General features: G+C 58.6%; 16 protein-coding genes. 10 read left to right on the plus strand and 6 right to left on the minus strand.

What is annotated here, in order from left to right:
* Positions 1 to 82: 82 nt before the first annotated feature.
* The 3 genes from ACQZAB_RS05035 (at position 83) to ACQZAB_RS05045 (ending at position 5,939) form a co-directional block, all read left to right on the plus strand.
* Positions 83 to 1,528 carry an efflux transporter outer membrane subunit gene (locus ACQZAB_RS05035; RefSeq protein WP_428387650.1) on the plus strand — a complete coding sequence of 482 codons (1,446 nt, stop codon included), beginning with the start codon at positions 83 to 85 and terminating at the stop codon, positions 1,526 to 1,528.
* Positions 1,521 to 2,756, plus strand: coding sequence for an efflux RND transporter periplasmic adaptor subunit (locus ACQZAB_RS05040; protein WP_428387652.1), 1,236 nt, complete (start codon positions 1,521 to 1,523; stop codon positions 2,754 to 2,756). The genes ACQZAB_RS05035 and ACQZAB_RS05040 overlap by 8 nt, the downstream gene beginning before the upstream one ends.
* Positions 2,757 to 2,861: 105 nt before the next feature.
* On the plus strand, positions 2,862 to 5,939 hold the full coding sequence (locus ACQZAB_RS05045) for an efflux RND transporter permease subunit (protein WP_428390142.1): 3,078 nt from the start codon (positions 2,862 to 2,864) through the stop codon (positions 5,937 to 5,939).
* Between the two features lie 46 nt (positions 5,940 to 5,985).
* On the opposite strand, the gene ACQZAB_RS05050 is transcribed toward ACQZAB_RS05045, so the two are convergent.
* Complete coding sequence (locus ACQZAB_RS05050) at positions 5,986 to 6,984, minus strand: glycoside hydrolase family 130 protein (protein ID WP_428387654.1); 999 nt, start codon at positions 6,982 to 6,984, stop codon at positions 5,986 to 5,988.
* A gap of 276 nt (positions 6,985 to 7,260) precedes the next feature.
* Here ACQZAB_RS05050 and ACQZAB_RS05055 point away from each other — a divergent pair, with 276 nt between their 5' ends.
* The 7 genes from ACQZAB_RS05055 (at position 7,261) to ACQZAB_RS05085 (ending at position 17,882) form a co-directional block, all read left to right on the plus strand.
* Positions 7,261 to 8,301 carry a LacI family DNA-binding transcriptional regulator gene (locus ACQZAB_RS05055; protein ID WP_428387656.1) on the plus strand — a complete coding sequence of 347 codons (1,041 nt, stop codon included), beginning with the start codon at positions 7,261 to 7,263 and terminating at the stop codon, positions 8,299 to 8,301.
* A 101-nt stretch (positions 8,302 to 8,402) separates the two neighbouring features.
* Complete coding sequence (locus ACQZAB_RS05060; RefSeq protein WP_428387658.1) at positions 8,403 to 9,053, plus strand: PEP-CTERM sorting domain-containing protein; 651 nt, start codon at positions 8,403 to 8,405, stop codon at positions 9,051 to 9,053.
* A 110-nt stretch (positions 9,054 to 9,163) separates the two neighbouring features.
* Positions 9,164 to 10,045: a type II secretion system protein gene (locus tag ACQZAB_RS05065; RefSeq protein WP_428387660.1), complete on the plus strand. Its 882-nt coding sequence runs from the start codon at positions 9,164 to 9,166 to the stop codon at positions 10,043 to 10,045.
* Between the two features lie 93 nt (positions 10,046 to 10,138).
* The gene (locus ACQZAB_RS05070) at positions 10,139 to 11,638 is read left to right on the plus strand and encodes a glycoside hydrolase family 113 (protein WP_428387662.1); all 1,500 of its coding nucleotides are present in this window, start codon (positions 10,139 to 10,141) and stop codon (positions 11,636 to 11,638) included.
* A 16-nt stretch (positions 11,639 to 11,654) separates the two neighbouring features.
* Complete coding sequence (locus tag ACQZAB_RS05075; protein WP_428387663.1) at positions 11,655 to 13,163, plus strand: hypothetical protein; 1,509 nt, start codon at positions 11,655 to 11,657, stop codon at positions 13,161 to 13,163.
* 71 nt (positions 13,164 to 13,234) lie between these two features.
* Complete coding sequence (locus ACQZAB_RS05080; protein ID WP_428387665.1) at positions 13,235 to 16,243, plus strand: hypothetical protein; 3,009 nt, start codon at positions 13,235 to 13,237, stop codon at positions 16,241 to 16,243.
* Between the two features lie 511 nt (positions 16,244 to 16,754).
* The gene (locus ACQZAB_RS05085; protein ID WP_428387667.1) at positions 16,755 to 17,882 is read left to right on the plus strand and encodes a transposase; all 1,128 of its coding nucleotides are present in this window, start codon (positions 16,755 to 16,757) and stop codon (positions 17,880 to 17,882) included.
* A gap of 267 nt (positions 17,883 to 18,149) precedes the next feature.
* Here ACQZAB_RS05085 and ACQZAB_RS05090 read toward each other — a convergent pair whose 3' ends face one another.
* From ACQZAB_RS05090 to ACQZAB_RS05110, 5 genes are all read right to left on the minus strand, one after another.
* Positions 18,150 to 20,012 carry a hypothetical protein gene (locus tag ACQZAB_RS05090; protein ID WP_428387669.1) on the minus strand — a complete coding sequence of 621 codons (1,863 nt, stop codon included), beginning with the start codon at positions 20,010 to 20,012 and terminating at the stop codon, positions 18,150 to 18,152.
* A complete protein-coding gene (locus tag ACQZAB_RS05095; protein WP_428387671.1) occupies positions 20,009 to 21,241 on the minus strand; it encodes a hypothetical protein in 1,233 nt (410 codons plus the stop codon). The genes ACQZAB_RS05090 and ACQZAB_RS05095 overlap by 4 nt, the downstream gene beginning before the upstream one ends.
* A complete protein-coding gene (locus tag ACQZAB_RS05100; protein WP_428387673.1) occupies positions 21,238 to 22,398 on the minus strand; it encodes a glycoside hydrolase family 130 protein in 1,161 nt (386 codons plus the stop codon). Before ACQZAB_RS05100 ends, ACQZAB_RS05095 begins: the two co-directional genes overlap by 4 nt.
* Entirely contained in the window at positions 22,399 to 23,274 is an 876-nt protein-coding gene (locus ACQZAB_RS05105) for a type II secretion system protein (RefSeq protein ID WP_428387675.1), read from the minus strand.
* A gap of 87 nt (positions 23,275 to 23,361) precedes the next feature.
* Positions 23,362 to 24,396 (minus strand): PEP-CTERM sorting domain-containing protein, encoded by a 1,035-nt coding sequence (locus tag ACQZAB_RS05110; RefSeq protein WP_428387677.1) that lies wholly within the window; start codon positions 24,394 to 24,396, stop codon positions 23,362 to 23,364.
* Positions 24,397 to 24,625 lie beyond the last annotated feature (229 nt).

Raw genomic sequence — 24,625 nt, forward strand, 5'->3', positions numbered from 1 at the left:
TGCCATGCCCCTGCCCCGGCTCCACGACCAATGGCTTGGTAGCCATGCATGCACCCTTGGAATAAGTGTCTTGGCAGTCGCCATGGCCACGGGCTGTGAAACCTACACAGATCTTGGCGACTTGCCTCTGGAGAAGTCAGAACCCTTCTTTCTCGACTCGCCCGACCCCCAGTCCGCTCCATTCGAAGAGTCTGTCCCCGATCGCTGGTGGACCATCTTCAGCGATAAAGAGCTCGACCTGGTAATCGATCGGGCACTCGATGAAAACTTCACCCTCGAGACAGCCTGGCATCGTCTCCAGACCGCTTCAGCCATTGCCAGAAGAGCACAAGCGGATCGCTACCCAGAACTGAACGGCACCGCCGGCATCGACTTCGATGACCGCACGGATGGCGACAGCACAACGAACTTTCGTATCGGTCTTGAAGCAAGTTACGAAGTCGACCTCTGGGGTCGAATCGATGATGCCGTACAGGCTCAGCGGCTATTGGCCGAGGCCTCCGAAGAGGACTACCGAGCCGCAGCCCTGTCGCTGGCAGGCGATGTAACGACCGTCTGGTTCCAACTCACCGAAGCCAACGCACAACTCGATCTCATCCGCGAGCAGATCGAGATCAACGAAACCGTGCTCGAACTACTCAAAGAACGCTTCGCGATCGGCGAGATCACCAGCGCCGACGTCCTGCGACAACAACAACTCACCGAAGCGACCAATGAGCAGCAGATCATCGTCCGGTCAAGGCAAGAGGTACTCAAGCACGCCCTCGCGGTGCTTACAGGACAACCACCCCAGACGGTCAATCTGGCCTACAACCATGCATCCAGGCTGCCAGAGCCGCCTCCACTGCCGAAAGCCGGCCTGACCTCCCAACTGCTCCAGCGACGACCCGACGTCCGCGCCGCGATCCGACGACTCGAATCGGCAGATCGAGAACTGGCGGCCGCAGTCAGCGATCAGTACCCAAGACTCGATCTCACAGCGTCGGTTGCCACCGCCGCAGAACAACCCGAAGACCTGTTCCGTGAATGGCTCTTCTCAATCTCCGGGCAACTCGTCGCACCTCTCTTCGATGCCGGCGAACGCCGAGCCGAGGTGGAACGAGCCACATCCTTTCGCGACGAACAGATCGCGCGGTACGGACAAACCGTGCTCGTTGCCTTCCGGGAAGTCCAGGACGCGATCACACAGGAACAACAAGAAATACAACGAATCGAGAGCCTCAGTCGACAGCTGGAACTCACGCAACAAACCGTCGTCCAGCTACGCAACCAATACCTCAATGGCGTCGTCGACTATCTGGCCGTCCTCGATGCACTCACCCAGTTCCAACAGCTTCAACGGGATCAGCTGCAGGCGCAGCGACGACGTATCGAGTTCCGTATCGCGCTCTACCGCGCCGCCGCAGGCGGATTCATCACCTCAAGAGAAGACCAGAAAAAGAACGAAACAAACCAACCCTCGCAGGATCAAACAGACCAAACCGCCATCCCCCGGATAATGACCGCTGGAGAACCCGAACATGGCTGAAGACGGCGGTCACGCATCTGCCGGCAGGCTGCGCAAAACCCTCATCTCAATCGTCGCCTGTCTCATACTCCTGGGAACCGCTTTCGGAGCCAATCTGCTGATCTACAGCACAGAACCCACCGCCGAAAGGTCCGGAGCAACCCGCCGCAGCGCCGCCCTGGTCGAAACCACCACGGTCAGCCGCGGCACCTATCGACCCCGCATCGAAGTGTTGGGAACGGTAAGACCCGCACGTGACATCCTCCTCAGTCCCCGAGTCAGCGGCCAGGTCATCAGCGTTAGCCCGCAATTCAGGCCCGGCAGCCTCATAGAAGCCGGGGAAGTCCTGCTCGAACTCGACCCCGCCGACTTCGAGACAGAACTGGCCATGAGACAAAGCACGGTGACGCAGATCGAAACCGATCTCGCTATCGAACGCGGACGCCAGAACGTCGCACGCAAAGAGTTCGAACTCCTCGGCACCGAGATAGATGCTTCAAACCGTTCGCTCGTGCTCCGGGAACCCCAGATCAAATCCATCCTGGCCCGACTCGCCGCGGCCGAAGCCATGGTCAAACAGGCTCAACTCAACCTCGAACGAACCCGAATCACCGCACCATTCGACGCACAGGTACTCAGCCGTCTGACCGACATCGGCTCACAGGTGGCAACAGGCGATGAACTCGCTCGCCTCGTCAACATCGACGAATACTGGGTGATCGCCACCGTACCGGTTCGAGACCTGATGAGGCTCGACCTCACCCACGAAGACAACAAGCTGACAGCCAGGGATGCACGAGTGGTACTCCGAAAAACGCGCACATGGCCCGCGGGCAGCGTCAGATACGGCAAACTCGTACAGACCATCGGCGAGGTCGATGAACAGACCCGCCTCGCACGTGTGCTCATCACCGTCGACGATCCCCTCGGACGCTCAAACGGCCAGCCGCCACTCGTCATCGGATCCATCATCGAAGCCAGCCTGCCCTGCCAACCCATAACCGGTGTCGTAAGGCTTGACCGGGACCATCTTCGCCAGAACGAAACCGTCTGGGTAAACGAGAACGGCCGCCTCGCTATCCGCAAGGTGACAGTCGACTTCAGAGACGCCCAATACGCCTACATCAGCCAGGGACTCAGTGACGGCGACGAGGTGGTAACAACAACACTCGCAACCGTGGTAGAGGGCCTGGAACTGCAACAACTTCAGAACAATCCCACGCACCAGGCACCTACACGATCAGAATAAAACCGGTTCCCGGATCCATGCTTCATGCCCCCACAAGCCGATAAGACAAACCCAGCAAGCACCGCTGACGAGCAGGACAAGCACCATCGCGGACCGCTCGCATGGATGGCTCACAACTCGATCGCCGCTAATCTCATTATGGTGCTCCTGCTCGCAGGCGGGCTCTGGTCCGCGGTCAGCATCCAGAAAGAGGTCTTCCCCGAATTCGAACTCGATGTGGTCAACGTCCGCGTCGGTTATCCAGGTGCCGCACCGACGGAGGTAGAGCAAGGCATACTCCGACCTATCGAAGACGCGATCAGAGGCGTCGACGGCATCAGCGAGCTCACCTCACAAGCCAGCGAGGGCAGCGGATCGGTGTCCATCGAACTGGTCGCCGGCGCCGAACGCATGAAGGCCTTCCAGGACATCGAGCAGGCCGTGAGCCGGATCCGCACGTTCCCGGACGACATCGATCAGCCACAGGTACAACTCCAGTCCAGGCAGCGCGAAGTCATCGAGATCGGACTCTTCGGCTCCGTCGACATCTGGGTCCTGCGCCAACTGGGAGAACAACTCCGCGACCAGCTGCTCGCACACCCCAAAATCACGCAGGTTGAACTCAGCCGCGTCAGAGATTACGTCACCCACATCGAAATCCCTCGCAACCGACTCCGCGAGTACAACCTCACCCTCGATGATGTCGCACAACTCATCGAATCCTCCGCCGAGGATGTGGCCGCAGGAGCTGTGGATACCAGCGGCGGCGAAATACTCCTGCGAGTCAAAGCACGCAAGCAGTGGGCCCAGGAGTTTGCGAACATCGAACTGCTGGCCAACGAGGCCGGCGCGGTGCTACGCCTGGGCGACATCGCAAGCATCACCGACGGCTTCGAAGAGGGCGGCTTCCCATCCCAGTTCAATCAGACACCCGCCATCGAAGTCAATATCTTCAGAGTCGGCAACCAGTCCCCCCTCGAAGTCGCCGACGCCGTAGTGAACGTGATGGCTGCCTACGAAACCACGCTGCCACCAGGCGTCTCCTGGCGCATCAATGGAAATGCCGCCGAAGAGTTCGGCCGCCGACTCTCGCTGGTGGTCGAGAACGGACTGCTCGCCGTGGTCATCGTGCTGCTGATACTCGCCCTGTTTCTGGAGTTTCGGCTGGCATTCTGGGTCATGATGGGAATGACGGTCTCCTTCATCGGCGGAATCATGTTCCTGCCGATCGCCGGGGTCAGCATCAACATGATCTCCCTCTTCGGATTCCTCATGGTACTCGGCATCGTGGTCGATGATGCCATCGTCATCGGAGAGAACATCTATGAACACCGACAGTCCGAAACCGATCGTCTGAAGGCCGCCATAAAAGGTGCACGAGAGATGGCGGCACCCGTGACCTTCAGCATCCTCTCAAATGTCATCGCATTCATCCCGCTGATGTTCATCCCCGGTGAGACCGGAAAGTTCTGGGGACCGCTACCAATCGTTGTCATCATTGTCCTGCTTGTCTCCTTGTTCGAGGCGCTGTTTATTCTCCCGGCCCACCTCGCTCACAGCCGCACCCCGGCGTCCGGGCCGGGCATCCAGGGCAGACTCCACAGCGGACAACAGATCTTCTCGAAATGGTTCACCCGGATAGTTGAAACAATCTACCGTCCGTTTCTAAGAATCTGCCTGAGCTTTCGCTACGTCACCGCTACCGCCGCGCTCACGCTTTTTCTGATCGCCGGCGGATATGCACTCAGCGCACACATGGGCATGATCCTCATGCCCGTCGTCTCCGCACACGAAATCGAGGCCGGCGTGCGCCTGCCCGTCGGCACCACCACCGACCAGGCCGCCGAAATCGCCAACTGCGTGACCGAAGCAAGCATGCGCATGTTCCAGGAACATGACCTCCACCAAGTCGCAGATGGCATCAAAACCAATGTCCGAGGCGGCAGCTTCGTCGATGTCGAGATCGTCATGAAGCCACCAGACCAACGCGATATGACCGCAAACCAAGTCATCGCGCTCTGGAGAGACTCAATCGGCGACCTGCCAGGCGTCGATCAGATCACCTTCGAAGCAGAAGCAGGACCAGGCGGCTGGCGCCAGGATATCAGCATCGACCTCAGCCACGCCGATATCGACATACTCGAAGCCGCCACCAAAGCCCTGGTTCAACGACTCGAATCCTTCGATAACACACGCGACGTCAGTGACAACTACAACCGTGGCAAGCAACAGCTCGATTTCGAACTCCTGCTCGAAGGCAGAGCACTCGGACTCACGCCCGAAGAGGTCGGCCGCCAACTCCGCGGAGCCTATTTCGGATCCCTCGCACTCAGGCTCATGCGCGGCACCAATGAAGTCGAGGTCCGGGTCAAACTGCCGGAAAATGAACGAGAAGACCTGCACCACCTCGAAAGCCTCATCATCCGAACACCCTCAGGTGCCGAAGTCCCACTGATCGACGTCGTCCGTGTTGTCCCAGGCGAGGCCTTCAGCTCAATCAACCGCCGGGATGGGCGCAGGATTGTCAACGTCTCGATGGACGTCGAACCCAAACGCGCCGTCAATCAGGTCATCAGCGCCCTCCGCAATGAGGAGCTGCCCGAACTGCGCCAGAACTTCCCCGGAATCACATGGACCTTCGAAGGAAGTGATGCCGAAATGCGCGACGCCACCGCCAAACTCTGGGGCGGCTTCGGCCTGGCACTCGGCGTCATCTACGCTCTGCTCGCCGTAGCCTTCAGAAGCTACGTACAGCCGCTCATCGTCCTCGTCGCGATCCCCTTCGGCATGATCGGTGCGGTCATCGGCCATATCCTCCTGGGATACGACCTGTCACTGATTAGCTTCATGGGCGTCATCGCGCTCTCCGGCGTGGTGGTCAACGACTCACTCATCATGGTCGATCACGCCAACAGACACCGCGGTCATCAGAACGCTTTCGACGCGATCTGTGATGCCGGCGTGCGACGCTTCCGACCCATCGTCCTTACCACGGCAACGACCTTCGGCGGACTCACACCAATCATCATGGAAACATCACTCCAAGCGCAGTACATCATCCCGATGGCTATCTCGCTCGGCTTCGGGATCGTTTTTGCCACCACCATCATCCTCCTCCTCGTACCTTGCCTCTACATGATCCTCGAGGACGTAAGCTCACTCGCACACGGCAACAACAAACACTCTGCCGCCACACACCAATAAACATCACCCCGGCACACAACCATAGAACTCCGCGATCGCTCCGCAGCTACGCCCGGTGAGTGCGCTTCACGAAGTCAACCACCTCATCCACATACCCAAACGCGAGAGCAGTCACCGTGTCTGCGGCCCCGTAGTAAATCGCGAGCCGACCGCTGGCCTCATCATGCAAAGCCGCACACGGGAACGTCACGTTGGGAACATCACCAACACACTCGTAGTCGTGCCACGGCGAGATCAGATAAGGCGTCGCGCGACAACGAACCTTCCACGGCTCTTCCAGATCAAGCAAAGCCGCAGAAAAGCTGTAGACAAAACCGTTACACGAAGTCAGCACGCCGTGATAAAAAAGCAGCCAGCCCTCTTCCGTCTCAATCGGAATCGGACCAGCTCCAATCTTGGTCAGCTCCCACGGCTGCTCAGGCTTCATCACATGCCGATGCCTGCCCCAATGAACCATGTCGGGACTGTGGCTAAGGAAAATCTCGCCAAACGGCGTGTGCCCGTTATCGCTCGGGCGACTCAGCATCACATACTGACCGTTGATCTTCCGCGGAAACAAAACCCCATTGCGATTAAACGGCAGGTAGGCGTTCTCCACCTGATGAAAGGTCTCGAAGTCGTGCGTGTACCCAACGCCAATCGTCGGGCCGTGATAGCCATTGCACCAAGTGATCCAGTAACGGTCCTCGATCCAAACCACCCGCGGGTCGTACCCGAACGAAAACACCCCCACCTCCTCATCCTCGCAAACCCACGCAATCCTCTCAGGCTCAATCTCCCAGGCCAGACCATCTGACGAGCGCCCCGCGTGAAGCTGCATCTGCCGAGTCCTGCTGTCAGCTCGAAACACGCCCGCAAAACCGTTGCCGTACCTGACGACAGCGCTGTTGAAAATACTGTTCGAAGTCGGAATCGAGTCACGCGCGATCACAGGGTTCGCGCTATAACGCCACAGCACGTCAGAGCTGCCCGAAGGACGATCCTCCCACGGAATAGGGGTTTGTGTGGATGCAGGAAACGTCGATGGGGTCGCCAGGTCGGTCATGAGATTAGCCCTGATACGCGTGAGACAAAATGGTCACAGACACAAAACAGTACCGCATGGAAGGATAACCACTGGCGACCTATTTGCAAACGTTTTCAGTGATTAGCCCCCCTATTCTGCGCGACCCCTATAAATAGATGCCGAACAAACACAATAAATACCCCAAAATTTCAACAATAGCACTTGACAGCGGCCGTTCGATGCTTCATTCTGCAAACGATTCAATTTGAGATCGATTGCGTATCAACCAGCCAGCCGCATCAACCGAGCACCGACATGAGTGTCACCATCGCAGAAATCGCGAAAAAAGCCGGAGTCTCCGCCGGAACCGTCTCGCGCGTGCTCAACGGCAAAAACAAGGAAAACCGGCCCGCAATCGCCAAACGCTCAGAACAGATCCGACGCATCGCACAGGAAATCGGCTACCGGCCCAACCAGGCCGCGAGAACCATGCGCCAGGGCCGATTCGGCTGTGTCGGCTTCCTCAGCTGCTCAGACCCCACCGCAGACTACTTCGAAGTCGCCCTGCTCCATGGGATCCAACGCGGCCTCGCCGAAACCGGCAACCGACTGCTCATGTGCGAACTGCCCATGGCCAGCTTCGAAGACTCCTCCACCATCCCACAGGTGCTCGATGAGTACAGCGTCGACGGCTTACTCATCGAATTCATGTACGACATGCCCGAGGAAACCCTCGCCCGTATCAATCAACTCAGCATCCCCTACGTCTGGCTTAACGCCAAAAAAGCCCATAACTGCGTCTACCCAAACGACTTCGCCGGTGGTCGACTCGCTGCAAAACACCTCCTCGAACTCGGACATACGCGCATCGCCTACGTCAGCTTCCATGAAGCCGACGGCTACATCCACTACTCCGTTCACGACCGCGCCGACGGCTTCTCTACCGCCATGCAGGATGCAGGTCTCGAACCGCTGCGAACCGTCATCACAGGCGGCTTCGTCCACGGCCTCGGCCTCGAACAGGCCAGGGCGCTCCTCGATTCGCCCGACCGACCCACCGCCGTCATCTGCTACGAACGCCACGAAACAGTCGCCATGTGGTCAGCCGCAATGAGCCTCGGCATCAGGATCCCCGAAGACCTCTCACTCATCTGCTTCGGCTCCGACATGATGCGCAACCACACAGGCTTACCAGTCACCACCCTTATCACACCCTTCGCCGAAGTAGGCGAGGCCGCCGTCGAGGTCCTCATGGCCGAAATCCTCGCCGGAGAGCCCGTCCCGGCCACCAGAGCCATCCCCTACGTCATCGCACCATCTCGGTCTTGTGCTCCACCCACAGAAAAGAGACCCTAATGGATGCTAGAAAACCAGAACCATCCGCCCAAAGCGGAATACAAGCCCCAAGCCTTTCACACCGGTCCCGTCTGGACCAACAACCCCTAAGGAGGATTCGTATGTTTGGAGGAAGAACCCAGATCGCACTCATCGCCGGCCTCGCCGCTGGCTTCACGGCCTCAGCCGATGCCCAGCTGCTCTTCTCATTCGAGGATGGCGTCCAGGACTGGGAATACGCCGGCTTCAGCTCACAACCCGGCTCGGTCGCCGTCTCAACCAACTTCGCCACCGAGGGGAGCCAGTCGCTCGCCATCACCCAGAACATCTCCGGCTTCAGCTGGACCGCGACCATCGACTTCTTCAACGGCAAGCAGACCGACGCCTTCAACGCACTGATCGCCGCCGCGGCCAACCCCAACGCCGAAATCGCCTACGACATCACCTACGACCCCGCCTCAACACCCTCAGCCTATACCTTCGTCAACAACTCATTCTCCGTGCAGGCCCCAGACTTCCTGCAGATCGATGGCGTCGGTCTCATCGGATCCGGAGCCCTCGACAACGGGCCCGTCACCCTCACTGTTCAGGAGCCCCTCAGCTCCTTCAACGTGGACCCATCGTCAACCTTCGCCCGCCTGACGCTAGGACTCAACGGCGACTGGGGACGCGCTCCGCTCACCGTCTATCTCGACAATGTCAGAATCGTTCCCGAACCCGCTTCGGCGGGGCTCCTCGGACTCGCCGGACTCGCACTGCTACGCAGACGCTAAACAAACCGGCTCGACAAGAAACACCCAACCATTCCCGGCCGGTTAACGCCGACCGGGAAAATTAACTGTCACTGCGCCTCATCCGCCAGCAAGCCGAACGGAAACAACAGATGAAACACAAAACCCACGCCTTCACGCTCATCGAGTTGCTCGTGGTGATCTCAATCATCGCACTCCTCATAGGCATCCTGCTTCCCGCACTCGGGGCCGCTCGCCTGACAGCAAAGCGACTCGCCGACTCGAGCAACCTGAGGCAGTTTGTCGTGGCCAACACGGCGCTCGCCGTCGATAACGATGGCCGATACGCACACCCGGACACAAACTTCCAGCCCGCCGATACCGCCTCTCTCAGCCAGACATCAGACAGCCTCAGGCGAGCACCCACAACCGGATGGTTAAGGTGGGACGTCGCCCAGACGCTGATGAACAGCTACGGCCTACCCCCCGTGGCCTTTGGCTGCAACAGCTACGTCGAATTCGAAGACATCGACTTCGACGCAGATGCACAGGCAGCCGCCGGCTACACAAACCTGACTTCCGATCCCACCGAAAACAAACAGTGGATCCGCTGGGCCGTCTACGCCGGCAAATACCCCGAAGACAGCCAGGGTAACCCCGCTGGCGGTTCGCTGGTCGATGTCGACACAAGAGAAACCGTGGTCTTCCCCCAGGGACTCGATGACCAGGCAGACAGCGAAGTCATCGTCGCCTGCTATCAGCACATCTCCGCCGCCGCATGGGGCTGCGACCTGCCCCACCTCAACGGCTCCAACGAGAGCATCGCCCGCAACTTCGAAGGCGACCCCTCCCCGCTCAAGATCGGCATCACCCGAACAGTCCAATGGGATCGCATCGAGGACATCTACCGGCCCGACGGCATCTACATGGGCTTCCGCGATGGCTCCGTCGCCTGGCAGGCGCGTGACACCTGGCAGCAGTTCATCTCAAGCACCGGCGCCAGCAACGCCTACTTCTACGTCACCGAACGCTAATCCTCAAAAATCACTGGCTCACGCCACTGTATGGGTGAGAATACTTAAGTGAATCAGCCGAACCAAACATCCCGAACGCTCCTAGCCACCGCGATGGCCATCTTCGCTGCCGGCTCGTCCGCCCACGCAAACCTCACCTTCCAACCCGGCCACGACCCCAAACTCGGCTTCAACGCCGTCTCCTGGTGGAACTTCGGCAACGGCTCAGAACTCTGGGAAACCGAGATCCAGCAGATGTTCGACCACGGCTTCCGCGAGGTCTCCATCAGCCCCGTCCGCTACGTGACACCAGGCGTCGGGGTCATCCCGCAGTCCTCTCAGCGAGGCCCCGAACTCAGCCACATCGCCGCGGGCATCACCCGTGCCAAATCACTCGGCATGACCGTCACCGTCAACCCCTTTGTCGAAGTCGAAAACTTCCAGTACTGGCGGGGCTTCTACGACCCAGCACCGGGCTCCAACGAAGCACAGACCTTCTGGTCCGACTACACCAACTACGTCATCGACGTCGCGACGCTCTCCGAGTCCCTCGGCGTCGAAGCCCTCACCATCGGCACCGAACTCAAAACACTCTCCCGAAACACCGGACACAACCCCAACTGGACCGCACTCATCGACGCCGTCGACACCGTCTTCACAGGCGATATCGGCTACGCCGCCAACTGGGACAACTACGACCACCCCAATGTCGCAGCAACCATCTGGGACCACCCGGCCATCGACTTCATCGGCGTCGACGCCTACTTCCGCATCGTCTCACCACAGGAAGCCGACAATTCAAGCTCCGCGGGCTTCGAAGACCTCGTTGAGAATCGCTGGAACAGCCTCATCGACAACGCCATCCTGCCCTTCGCCAACGCACGTCAGGCCGGCACCGGACTCCCCGTCAAATTCACCGAGTACGGAGCCACACCCCTCAATCGTGGCATCGCCATCGCCTCCAACGGCACCAACCCGGACGTCGACGAACAACTCAAAGGCTTCCGCGGGCTGCTCAAGGCACTTGACGGACGAGCCGACGACATCAACGCCGTGCACGTCTGGCAGTGGGGCATGCCCGGAACCACCGGCAGCGAATTCCACATCGACCCAACACTGCAGACAAACCTCTCAGGGGGATTCGACGAAAGCCTGAACACCGCACTCGGACAGATGCTCTCCGATTTCGTCAGCTCACCAGCAATCCCAGGCGACTTCAACACAGATGGCCTGCTCACAGCCGCCGATATCGACCTGCTCACCAACAGCACCACCGACCCGGCCTTCGACCTCACCGGCGACGGCATCGTCGACGCCACCGACCTCACGACGCTCGTTGAAGAACTCATCGGCACGGCCTTCGGGGACGCCAACCTCGACGGCAACGTCGATCTGATAGACCTCTCTACGCTCGCAGTACATTTCGGCGGGCCAGGCGGATGGGCCGATGGCGACTTCTCTGGGAACGGAGCCATCGAGCTATCCGACCTGAGCCGACTCGCAACGTCATTCGGATTCTCAGCCACATCCGTGCCCGAACCAACAGTCGGACTCCTGATCCTGACCGCACTGATCAAACCCTCAAGAAACAGAGAACAAAGAACCACAACCTGACCTGGAGGATGAATAGATGCCTGCGACACGCTACCTGATCGCCGCTTCAGCACTGACCCTTGCTTCCGCACTGCCCGCGGATGCTTCCATCTTCTCGCCCAGCCAGAGCGAACTACTCGACATCATCGATGTCACCGCCAGCTTCGATGGCGGGGGCTCTCTCTTCGCGGCCTCACTCGATGGCGATGGCGTGCTCTACGACATGGACTTCGCTCAGGGCACCGACGGTATCTCACGCGTTGTTCTCGAAAACAGCGCCTTCGCCGCAGACCTCACAGGACTCGATTCCTTCGACATCCTCTTTAACCCCCAAACCTTCGCCATGGGAGTTAAAACCTACATCGAAACCGGGGCGGGAGACTTCTTCGAATCACCCCTCCAGCAGGTCGGAGTCAACACCACTCAACGCATCTCACTGCCACTCACAGGACTCTCAGGCCTCGAAGATGTCAACGCCTTCGGGGTCCAGATCTTCGACCCCGATAATGGAACATCCTTCGCAACACTCGCCAAAGTCCAGACCGCAGAACCACCCAAACCCACCATCACCAACACCCTCTTCTCATGGGAGAACGGCCTCGAAGGCTGGACCGACCCCGCACCAGAGTTCTTCCCCAACACCGACACAACCCGCCAGGTTGTTTCCGCCAACGCAACCGACGGTGTAAGCGCCCTGGCCATCACCCGCACCACCGGATCCCCCAACTTCCGCTGGGGTAGCGAAGTCCGCTTCGATATCGAAGCCGGCAACACCCAGGAAGAAGTCGATGAGGTCGCCAACCTCCTCAACAACGCCACCTTCCTCGCCTTCGATATCACCATCGATCCTAACGACATCGACCCACCCACCGACTTCCTCGGCTTCAACGTCTCCATCAACGACGATTCGGGCGCTTTCTACCAGTCCTCGCAGCAGTTCTTTAACGAGACAGAGGCTGGCACCTATACCTACCAGACACCGCTTACCGACTTCGAGGGCTTCAACAACGGGTTGACACTCGCTGAAGCCGGCATCGTCGAGAACACCGCCGCCATCATCTTCCTCCTCTCCACTAACACCAACGGGCCCGGCACCTACTACATCGATAACTTCCGGCTCATCACCGAACTCGACGGACTCCCTGGCGACGTCAACAACGACGGCACCATCGACATCGCCGATATCAACGCCTTCTACGCCGAATTTGGCGGGACCAATACCGCGTTCGACCTCGACGGCGATAGCGATGTCGACACCGACGACGCCATCTACCTGATCACGCAGATCATCGGATCAGCCCAGGGAGACGCCAACCTCGATCTCGCCGTAGACCTCATCGACCTCTCGGCACTCGCCAGCAACTTCGGATCCACGCTCATCACCGACTACGCACTCGGCGATTTCAACCTCGATGGTGAAGTCAACCTCATCGACCTGTCCAACCTCGCCACCAACTTCGGCTTCACCGCGGCCGCCCCGGAACCAGCAGGCGCAGCAACCCTTCTCCTGCTTGCCAGCCTGCTCGGCACAAGAAAAACAGCCTGACCGATACAACAAAACAAGCAACAATACACCCATACACATCCCCCGCCCCGGCTGCTCCGATGGAAGGGTCTATGCCACACGCGCGAAAGCAAGAGTTACTGCTGCTGACGATCATCTCGCTCGTCGGGGTACTGACGACAACACCCGTCCAGACACTCGCAAATCAAAGCGAGACGACCACCATGCAGATGAACGCAGAACCCCTGCCGGCCATCATCGCGCTGCGCAGTCCCGGCTCCAACGCAAGCTCATCCATCGCCGTACTTGACCTCGCCACAAACCCGGAGCACGCAACATGGTTCTCCGCAACGTCCTCAGGCATGCTCGGCCCCGCTGACCCGCATCCACTCACCTGGCTCTACCACCAGAACGCCGACAACCAGGCTCTCAATATCACCATCCAGCTCGATCCCGTCGGCCAAACCGTCCCCGACCAGCTCATCCTCGAAATCATCGTCCCCGAACTACCAGGCGTCTTACACGACTGGCTGGCCTTCCACGAGCAATCAGTAACCACAGGCATTTTCACCGAGCAACAAGACCAGCCCGAAGGCCGTGACGACACCACAACGGACCACAGCCTGCCCATCGACAAGGTCGCACTACGCACCAACACCGACGGCTATCTCGTCCTCGATCAGATGGAAGGCATCGAATCGGCGCTCCAGTTCGAAGACGACCGAAGCCACCGGCCGGCCTTCACCGCACGACTCCTGATCCAAACCGATAACCAGTCAACAAAACTCAGCTTCAGGCTCAGACAGCTGCCCTTCCTCGACGTCATGCGCTCGAAAGACCGCGCCCTCGCCATCATGCACCCGACGAGAGCAAGTTTCGCCAGTCAGGGCCCGCCCGCTATCGACCAGGTCGCACTGTCGAATCAAGGACTCAACGCCTACGACCCCCTCACCATCACCGCAGATATCCGAGGCCAGTGGATCAATCCCTTCGATCCCGACGACGTCACCCTCGACGCCCTCATCACCAGACCCGACGGCAGCCGCGTCAGCATTCCAGGCTTCCTGAACCAGCCACACCGCACCGAGATGGTCAATGGCGAGCAGTTCATCCGTCCAACAGGCCAACCCGAATGGCAGGTCCGCTACACCCCAAGCCGACCAGGCCGACACACCGTCGTGCTCCACCTTCACGATGGAACAGAACCCATCACCTCAGAACCGCTGTCATTTGATGTCGAAAAGGCCAACCGACGTGGCTTCATCCGAATCGCCCAGGCAAACCCCTACTACTTCGAATTCGAAGACGGCTCCCTCTACTTCCCCATCGGCATGAACGTCGGTTGGTCCGGTCAGGCCGGCACCGAAGACTACAACATGTACTTCAGCCAGCTCGCCCGGCACGAGGCTAACTTCGCGCGCATCTGGCTCGGACCCACCTTCAATCGCATGGGACTCGAACGGGCCGCCGACCCCGAACAACCCGGTGCAAACGGGCTCGGCTGGATCGACCTGCAAGCCGCTTGGAAAATCGACGAAGTCTTTAACATCGCCCAACAAAATGACATCCGGCTGATGGTCGCGATCGAATCATTCAGCGCCATGCGCGATTCCGCCGAACCACGACACTGGCACGAGTCTCCCTACAACGTCGCGCTTGGCGGGCCCCTCCGACGAACCGGCGAAATGCTCTCCGATCCAACCGCACGAAAACTCTTCAAACACCGACTGCGATATATCGTCGCCAGATACGGCCACCATACGTCGCTGCTGAATTGGGAACTCTGGAACGAGGTCAATGGCATCGACGGCTACAACTCGGCAGACGCAGCCACCTGGCACGCCGAAATGGCCGATCAGATCAAATCGCTCGATGTCTACGAGCACCCCGTCGCAACCAGCTTCTGGATCAACCACGGCGACGAGGCCGTGGACCAGCTGCCGCAACTCGACTTCACTCAAACACACATCTACGGCGCCTCGGACATCCCCCGCTACTTCATCCCGATCGCAAGACGAAAGCTCGACAAGTACCAAAAACCCCATCTCTTCGGCGAATACGGCGTCAACGTCTCCGCAGAAGGCTCAACCGGCGTCGACCTCGACGGGATACACCTGCATAACGGCCATTGGGCAGCCCTGCTCTCAGGGTCAGCAGGCGGACCCATGGTCTGGTGGTGGGATAACTACGTCCACCCCAACAACCTCTACAACCGATTCACACCCCTGGCACGCTTCGTTCAGGACATGCCACTGAACAAGATCGCACTCGAACCCGTGCACGAACTCATCATCAGCCACGCACAGACAAACACAGAAACATCACCCCGACGACCGCTCGTCATCCGACCAGAAGCCCGAAGCTGGAACGCCTGCGACGCAAATCGCCCACGCGACTTCAAAATCTACCCCGATGGCTACGTGTCCGACTTCGACGTCCTGCCCGCAGCACTCCACAGCGACCAGGGCGGAAACGCACACCTCCATAACCCACCAACCTTCAAATTCACACTCCCAGAACCCGCCACTTTCACCGTCCACGTCGAAGGCATCTCTGGCTGGTCCGACTCACGCCTCCAAATCACCGTCAACGAAGAACGCCGCATCGATCAACACTTCCCCGACAACAACGGCCGCGACCAACAGATGATCCATACCTACGACGGCCCCTACACCGTCGAACTGCCCGCCGGCAACCACGTCGTCACCGTCGCCAACAAAGGCCGCGACTGGATGAACGTCAGCTATGAAATCAGCAACTACCTCCGCGCTGACCAGCCGCAAATCGACGTCTGGGCCGCCCGCTTCACCGACACCACACCACAAGGGCTCATCGGACTCGTCTGGCTCCGAGACCAGGCCTTCACCTGGAAAAAACAACAGGACAACCCCGAACCACGCCCCTCCTTCCAAAACCTCAGACTCACCATCCCCGGACTCGATACCGGCGAATACACCGTCGAATGGTGGAACACCTTCACAGGCGAAATCATCAAGCACAGCCGCGCCACCGCTTCTAAACAAGCCCTCACCCTCGACATCCCCCCGCTCCACAAAAGCCTCGCCGGAAAACTCAGACGGGCCTCACCAAGCAAACAATCCAACCCCCCGCAAACACCATAAAAGACCAACCCACCGCCCCAGCCAGGCGACCCGTCACAACAGGACGGCCTTCACCAACCTCACCCACCCCGATCAACCCCAATCAGTGAATCCCTAAAAAAACCAGCGCCCAAAGCGGGGGTCGATCTCAGATATGTCGATGAGTCTCTGCGTCTCAGGGGACTGAGATCCGCATCTCCAACGTGCATCTATATGTAGGGTCAATCTAGGTCGAGTTCTCTCGAGATCCAGCTTGCTAGACCCCTACCGCGGTGGTCCAGGAGATTGTTGTGGGTCTCTGGTGCCCTAAGTGATGTCCGATGTGTCCGGGTTGAGGTAGTACAGTTATGAGCTAAGCGCTTCATATGACTTATCTTACCGATGTCCGCGGCTGCCGACCCGGACATTGGAGGAGAAGAGTATGTCTCAGGCACATGAGCGATCCATCTGGATCCTGATTGATGCCATCTCGGTGTTGTTCGCACAGGCCTATATGGCATCGCGAGCCCGAGCGCTGGGTATACCCTCATCCATGTCCCGGGTTCAGGCGCAGCGCGATCACTCCTACTCCGATTCAGTCTTGCTTGAGCGCGAGTTGGCCATCTTCCGGGGGCACCGTCAGAACCGGCCAGCTAAGCAGCGACTTCACTACACCCCCAAAGAGCGTGCCGAGATCCTCCAGCTGATGCGCCTGCGCGGCTGGTCTGCCAAGGAGACGGCCGCTAGATTCGTGGTATATCCGAACACGATCCGCAACTGGAAAAGGGCGGTCAGAGAGAAGCACAGGGCTGAGGATTATGTTGGCTCACCCCCTTGGAACAAGCTGCACGCCGGGGTGCGCTGGCTGGTCCACGAGATCCGACTCCTCTGTCCCGAACGCGAGTTCGGGACCCGAACGATTGCTCGGCACATCATGAGGGCCGGGGTCCAGATCAGTCGGTCCTCGGTTCTTCGGATACTCGAGGAAGAGCGAGGGCCTCGTCCACCGGCTTGTTCGTCGTCAACTGGATCAGATCGAACTGCGCCCGAGCACTTCTTCCGGCCGCCCTGCCCGAATCATGTCTGGCACATGGATCTGACCATGCTCAAGGTGCTGTGGTTGCGCTTCGAGGTGGCAGCCATCATGGACGGTTTCAGCCGGAAGATGCTGGCCCTAAAAGTCTTCAGTTCAAGTCCAAACACGAATCAGTTGGTGTCTCTGATCGACGAGGTATCGGGGCAAGCCGGCTTGCCCAGATACCTCGTGACTGATCGTGGAGGTCAGTTCCAGAAGCGGTTCAGGAATGAACTCAAGAACCGGGGCATTGAGCACGCCCGCGGCAGGGCTCGGACCTGGCAGTTCAATGCAAAGATCGAGAGGCTGTTCTGGAGCCTCAAGAGCTGGTGGCGGGTGTCCCTGATGGTGCCGAAGGTCGAGGCGATTCAGGAACGCCTGGACGCCTACACCACGTGGCACAATGTCTTCCGGCCGCACGCAGCGTTGGGTACGTTGACGCCTGATGAAGCCTTCATGGGATCATCAACTGACGAACCGATGCAATACTCGGAAGGAGGTGAGTTCGAACCCCAGATCAGGGTCAGGCGACAAAACGTCCGTGGGGACCCCAGACTGCTCTTCCCAGTCATCTTGGTGCGACCTAAAATCCGCTTTGCAGCCTGAAAATGGCCGCTGGCGGAGCACAACAATCTGCTGGACCCCCGCTACACAACAATCTGCTAGTCCTCCGCTGCACACCCAGCTTCCGCAAACCTCCTTCTCCGGCGTACCTCCTTAAGCTTGGCGGAGTGCGAACGCGATCTGCTCCTCCGCAATTCTCTCCTTATTCATTAGAGTGGCCTGTTCCAAACAGAGGCTGAGTCATTGCTGAAAACGAGCACAAATCTGGGTCACGATCCAGGGAGAGCCGCACCTATGACGAATCTAATCTCAGCCTATCGAACGTCTACGACCCAGACCCAACATGGTAATCATGCCAAGCACACCCACTGAGGCAGGTTCCGGGACGCTGGTATGAAAACCGAAGTTCGAGGCAAGAATAGACAGATCGAGGAGTGAAACGGTCCCATTACCATTGAAGTCGCCATCTGCATAACCATTGACCGCAGTCTTGCCAAAGCTAGCGGCCAAAGCACTCAGGTCGAGTAGATCAACACGGCTATCGAGGTTCGCATCACCCATCTGACTTCCAAAGTAGACAGTCACCCACTTTCTGAGGTCGTCGACATCGGTGGTAGCGTCGCCGGTCAGGTCGTATGTGGCATCTCCCTGAAAACTAATCAGCAGATTAATGTCATCAAGATTCAGAACACCATCACCTGTCAGATCTCCGACGGGTAAGTCCGCGTCGAGCAACAAAGCCAAGGTGCTCTGATGCGGGAGAGTCCATGTGATGGTGCCGAGCGGGGAAAGAGTTACGTGAGGTAAACCGCTGCCTGCGGCGAAGCTGGTCTGTTCGATAAGGCGTACCCAAGGTACGTCTTCGAGCGACAGCTCACAAGTCTGCTCTGACCCTGTGGTATTGGCCGCGATCAAGACTAGCTCACCGTCTTGTCTGAGCAGCATGAACTCGTCTTGTGGGGCTGTCTCGGGTAACTGGATGACTTCGGCACCAGCATCTATGAACGAGAGAAACGGATCGAGAGCGTCATAAGTCGGACGTTCGGTGCCATCGATACGCCGCAGCCCCCAGGTCAGGTTGTTCCAGGGCTGGTCGGCGGCTTCCCAGAAGATAGGAGTCGCGACGCCCAGATTGATTGTATGCAGCGTGTTCTGAACGACACGGACTGCGAAGGCTTCTGCTTCTGCAACATTGCCACCCTCATCGGCGTTGGTGTAGTCGACTCCATCGAAACTACGGATCGCAGTGGCATACTCGGTCAGAAAGATGGGCTTATCGTCAGCGGTTGGATTGACCTGGCTGGCGAGATGCTGAATGCTTGTATCAAGCGCCTCCCATGTCGGCTCGACGCCACGCCAATCATCCCAAAGGTGTGCCGACCACCCCCCAATGGCATCGACAGCGTCACTATCAAGCGCGAGCAGCCAGGCTTCACTCTCACCCACGTTCGAAAGGCCGGGACCAAGGATCCCTACATCCTGGTAGCCACGAGCATCCAGACTTGCACGGGTCTGTTTGACCAGGGTGTTGTAAACATCGGGTCCTATGCGCCCGTTCCAGGTCCCGTTGGGCTCATTGGCGAGTTCAATCCAACTGGGTCGGATGCCGTTATCGTCGAGGAAGACGATCATCGCGCTCCAGAAGGTCGCGAAGTCATCGGCGTGGAGCGGGAACATAGCAGTATTCTGATTGTTCAGGAAGCTGTGAGGGATCTGGAACTCATTCAGGATGAGTTCGATATCGTTCTGACGAGCAAATTCCGCGGACTGCTGCAGTGAAGTCAACTGCCAGGATCGGCTTCCATTGTTACCGTTGAAATAGGCAGCAACGTGGTCATACATAGCCTCCCAGTTGTCGTCGGGGATCTGGTTACTGTCGCTAGGCGGTTGCTGGTCGTACTGGAAGAAATTAGACCCAAAGTGGAGGCGCGTGTATCGCATGTTCAGATCGTTCAGGACGCCCTGCCCAACCGTGTCCCCTGCCCAGGTCTGAGCTCCAAAACCCAGCAATTCGTGGCTTGTCTGACCCGTGTTGAGATTGATCTGGATCGTCGCGTTGGAAGCAGAAGCGGTGAGTAACCCCAGACCGAGCGCAGCAATCAAGGTGCGCAGCCTGCCATGGGTCGAGACACGTCGGGACGGAATCCATGATTTGTGTCTGGCGTCAATCAAGGGAGCGATTCCGGTGTCTTTGCGGGTTTTCGTAGCAGACCAGCAGCGAAGGCGCGGTATTCCTTGTCAGAGGGTGGGTGGCCATGTAGCCGAAGGAATCGGGCCACATACGCTCGCGACTCTGCATAGTAGGCCTCCAGCGTGTAATAGAAGGGTTGCTTGACATTCTGACTGTCGATGAGCCAGAAACCCTTGTGCTCGCCGGTTCTGTTCTCGTTGCAGTACATTTCCCAGTAGAGCACGAACGGACAACCCCACTCGAGTGCAACCGCGGCGGTAGCTCGAGATATCGCTTCCTGAGCTTCCGGCGTCTTCATGGTCTCAAGCGGATAGCCGTACTCACCTATCCAGATGCGTTTCCCGGGAGGTAGTCCCTCACGAGGCCTGAGCTTGGACTCGATGTAGTCGAGCCCGTCCCAAAGCCGACGTTCGAGTTCCTCGCCCTCATAAGTACCGTGCTGACCCCCCCAACCGAGCCGGTCGTAGGCCGACCAGGAGACGTAATCAATGTCGATGTAAGGAAGAATGTTGTTGGTGAGTGTCTTGCCTCCATTCATCGCCTTGTCGACCAGCGACAACTCCGTGTAGTGATAGATCTGTACATCGTCATGGGGCACCTCGTGCTTGGCATCGTCGATGGCCCGCTGGCGGACAACGAGCCAGTCGAGCATGCCCTTAACGAGGATGTCGCTGGGATCTTTGGAGCCGTCGTAATCGGGGTGGAGGTGCCAGTCGCCTTCCCAGTGGCCCAGGTAAAAGGTCTTACCGGTGCCGGAATATGTAGTGAGCAGATGAGCCGTCAGATCGTACATCTGCTGATACTCGAGTTGCTTCTCCTCCTCGCTCATCCCATCGGAGAAACCGCCGGTACCCATGCAGTAGACCCAGAGATGGTAGTAGGCGAACGGCATGTCGAGGACGTAGCGGAAGGAGGGCTCGTCGCGGGCGAGGTCCACAACGGTCTGGATATCGGGGTTATGCGGTAGGCCATAGGTTTCGCCAGAGTACTTGTAAGAGAGAGCAACCTTAAGGTGGTTGGACCCCATCGCGCGGATGCGCTTCGCGGTTTCGACCAGGAACGTGTCTTCGGTGAATTGGTAACGCGCACCTATAGTCTGGGTACCGAGGATGTAGTTGAACTGATCCACATCGGACTCCGAAGCATCTGCCAGACCGCCGGGGAAGATGAAGGCGAGCAGAAGCAGAACGGCGGTGCATGCACGCGTCACTGTGGATTCTCCAGGAGGTAACTAATCAGATCGTCGATGGGGCAGGTCGCCAGACCAACGTGTCGGTCACCACCGCCGTAGTAGACCATCAGGAGATCATTTAGGATCAGCGAGCCACAGGGGAAAACTACACCCGGATAGTAGCCTTCTAGTTCCCAGTCGAGTTCGGGTTGAAGGAGCCACTGCGGGGTGCGATGGGTGACTCGCGCGGGATTGTCGAGATCCATGAGGATCGCCCCTAGCCGGTAGTAGCCGTCCTCAGGGCTGACGCCATGATAAAGGTGCAGCCAACCTTGCTCGGTCTTTATCGGCGGTGTGTTACCACCGATCTTGCCCTCCCAGTCGTAGCGGCGGGTCATGAGCAGCTCCGGTGCTTCCATGCTGAGCAGATCGTCGCCTGAACTGATCCAGATCGTTGGTTTGTCGGTGCCGTAAGACTCGCCGGTGTAGGACATCGGCCGCTGGAGCATCCAGTATCGGCCGGCGATCTTCTCGGGGAAGATGATAACGTCGCGATCGTCGATGGCAGGGTCGCTCAGGGCGCCGAGTCGGAGGAAGGATGTGAAGTCCTGTGTCATTGCAAGGTGAGTCGTGGTCAGGTTGTCGCGGAGGCTCGCCGGTGCATGGTCGGGGTACTGCGGTCCAAACCAGGGTCGGTTCTCTGGTGGCTTGATCCAGTAGTGGCCCGGCGGGGTAGGACGTGAGGCGTAGGTGATGTAGTACCAGTCGCCCATCCGGATGATTCGCGGGTCTTCGACGCAGCCGGCGTCTGGACCGTCGACACTCGGGCCGAAGACGGGCTTCTCCGATTCACGGGTGAAAGTGAACCCACCATCATGGCTGCGCGCCATGCCGAGGTAGACACGATGCTCAGGCTCGTACCCAGCGGCGCGGTAGAGCATGATGACTTCACCGGACGCTTCGTCCAGAACCACGCCGGGGTTGGTGGCTACGGCTGCCTCCCACGCATTAGTCGGGTCTGGCGAGAGAATAGGCTTATCGCTGTGGCGCACGAGCCTGGGGGCAGAACGCCCCGAGCGACTGACACGCTTATGGAGCTCACGGGTAATCTCACCGGCAAGCTGCTGTTCCTGACTGGCGGGCGTAAGGCTCATCGCTTCATAGTCCTTGTCGATCGATGGGGATCTGAGTTGCATTCACTGAGTGTCGGGCCGTACATGCTTGTTGAGAAGGCTGCCTCTAACTTGGCTCGACGCGCGTCCGTCCGACCAGAGCACGTTGACACTGCCACGCTCGCTGCCACTATCACCACCTCCAGCGTGTCGCCAACGCAGATCACCAAAGTTGTCGGGTGGGAGCCGCTTGACAGAATCAGTGTTTAAGCCTTCGTTGATGGTGTCGCTGTTGTCAGCATCCGACGAGTCGTAATAGCGTCGGTTGTTGTACACGTCGTAGTCGTCGAGAGCCGTAAGCGTCGCCCATGCCAAACCCTCGAAACGCACACCAGCTGCGTTAATAGGGTTGGCGAGGATGCGCCCGTCGGCGATAAGCATCACCTCAGTCGTCCTGACGACTCGCTCGAGGTTGTACGCCTTGATCTCGTCAAAGTCTTGTTGGGTGTTCCAGACCGGGACGGTCAATGGATGCGCGCTGTACTGGATTCTGCCAGTATCGAATCCGGTCGCAGGACAAATGAATGCATCGACCGTCTCCTCGCCGGTCCCTGTGGCCCCGGCAGAAGTGTAGTTGGTCCCGCCACCTCCGGAGATATACGATTGAAGCAGTAGCGACCACTCCGTACCGCTGGGTCCGTAGCTGGAGAGGCCGTTAGCCGGTTGGCTCGCGACCACGGCGCTGACGAAGGAGGGCGGGTTGAAACCTTTATGCTCGGTCGCGTAACCGAAGAACGCGATACCTAGCTGGCGTTGGTTACTAAGACAGGCGACATCCTGTGCGGTACGTCGCGCGGCACCAAGTGCGGGAAGGAGAATGCCAATGAGCAAGGCGATAATCGAGATGACAACCAGGAGTTCGATCAGGGTAAAGGCTTGGCGTTGGATATGATGATTCATGAGGCGAAACCCTGTGCGTGTTGGTTGGTCGGGGAGAGTCCGTGAATAGCCTCCGAGATCCGGCATTGCCTGGATCTGAGGGATATCTCAGCGCCTACGTTGTGAGGCGGCTCCGAGCCCGAGCGCTAGAGCGGCCAGACTAGTCGGCTCGGGAATCGTGGCGGTAAAGCCAAAGTTGGTGGCGAGCAGCGACAGATCGATCAGATTGACCTCTTTATCCCCGTTGAAGTCACCCTGCTCCCAGCCTGTGTTGATCTGTCCGAAGCTCGAGGCAAGGCTGCTTAGATCAATGAGATCGATGTTGAGATCGAGGTTCGCATCACCCTGCTCTGTGCCGAGAATGTCCTGAACAAGAAACAGGAGGTCATCGCTGTCTGTGATGCTGTCGCTGGTGAGATCGAAGGCTGGATTACCAAAATTAGCTGTCAGCAGATCAATATCGGCATCATCAACGATGCCGTTGTCGTCGAAGTCACCAGGGATGGGCTGGGAACCCGTATCACCCGCAATGATCCCGACACCGGGCTGATCCTCGTAAGCCAGGTCAAAGATCGTGATCCGCGGAGCTCGGGCGAAGGCTTCGACCTCCAATCGGACACGGGCCCAGCCGAAGAAGTCGTCGGCATCATTGCCATCATCAACCCCATCGGAGTCGATACGGAATCCGAGATAGACCAGATCAGGGTCGGCACTGTCATCGAAACTACCATTGCCATCGCCTACGCCCGCGTAAGACATGAGCGTGCTGCCGCGAGTGGCAGCACCGGGCCCAATCAGATCGCCAGCTCGGAAGGCACTGACACGATCGCTCCCCGTGTCGGCGTCAAGAACACGTAAAGCATCGGTGACCTGTCCCGGAGCATCGCCACGGATAACGCTGTAGGAGTAGTAGGTATAGGCGTGGTTGTAGAAGCCGGAAGTGAACACCAGCAGTTCCGGTGTTGAGTCGCCGAGAATATCGACGTACCCAATGGCGTTGGGGTCATCACCGTAATATCCAACTTCATAGGCACCGAAGAACGAGCCGGTTACCTGATCTGGGTCAAGGTCGATGTAGTTGATCGTGGCATCGGCCCTGGCGGCGAAAACACCTGCTGCAGCGGCGGTGAGGTAGGTCGCCATCCGAGCGTTAAGCAATGAGTAGAGGTTCGTTTGCGAGTGAGCCTTGGATTCCATAGCAGCGATCTCCCTGAGAGGTGCCGCCTAGGCCACTTGGACACGATTCAGATGTGCGGCCTGGCGATGTAACGGTGACGCTTAAAACAACGAGATACAGTTCAATTCGCAACTGGCTCAGAAAGATAGACCAGCTCTCGAGTAAGGCCAACCTCATATTGTGTCTTACAGGTGC

Origin of the sequence: Mucisphaera sp. (assembly GCF_965279675.1) — a bacterium.
Taxonomy (GTDB): Bacteria; Planctomycetota; Phycisphaerae; order Phycisphaerales; family Phycisphaeraceae; genus Mucisphaera.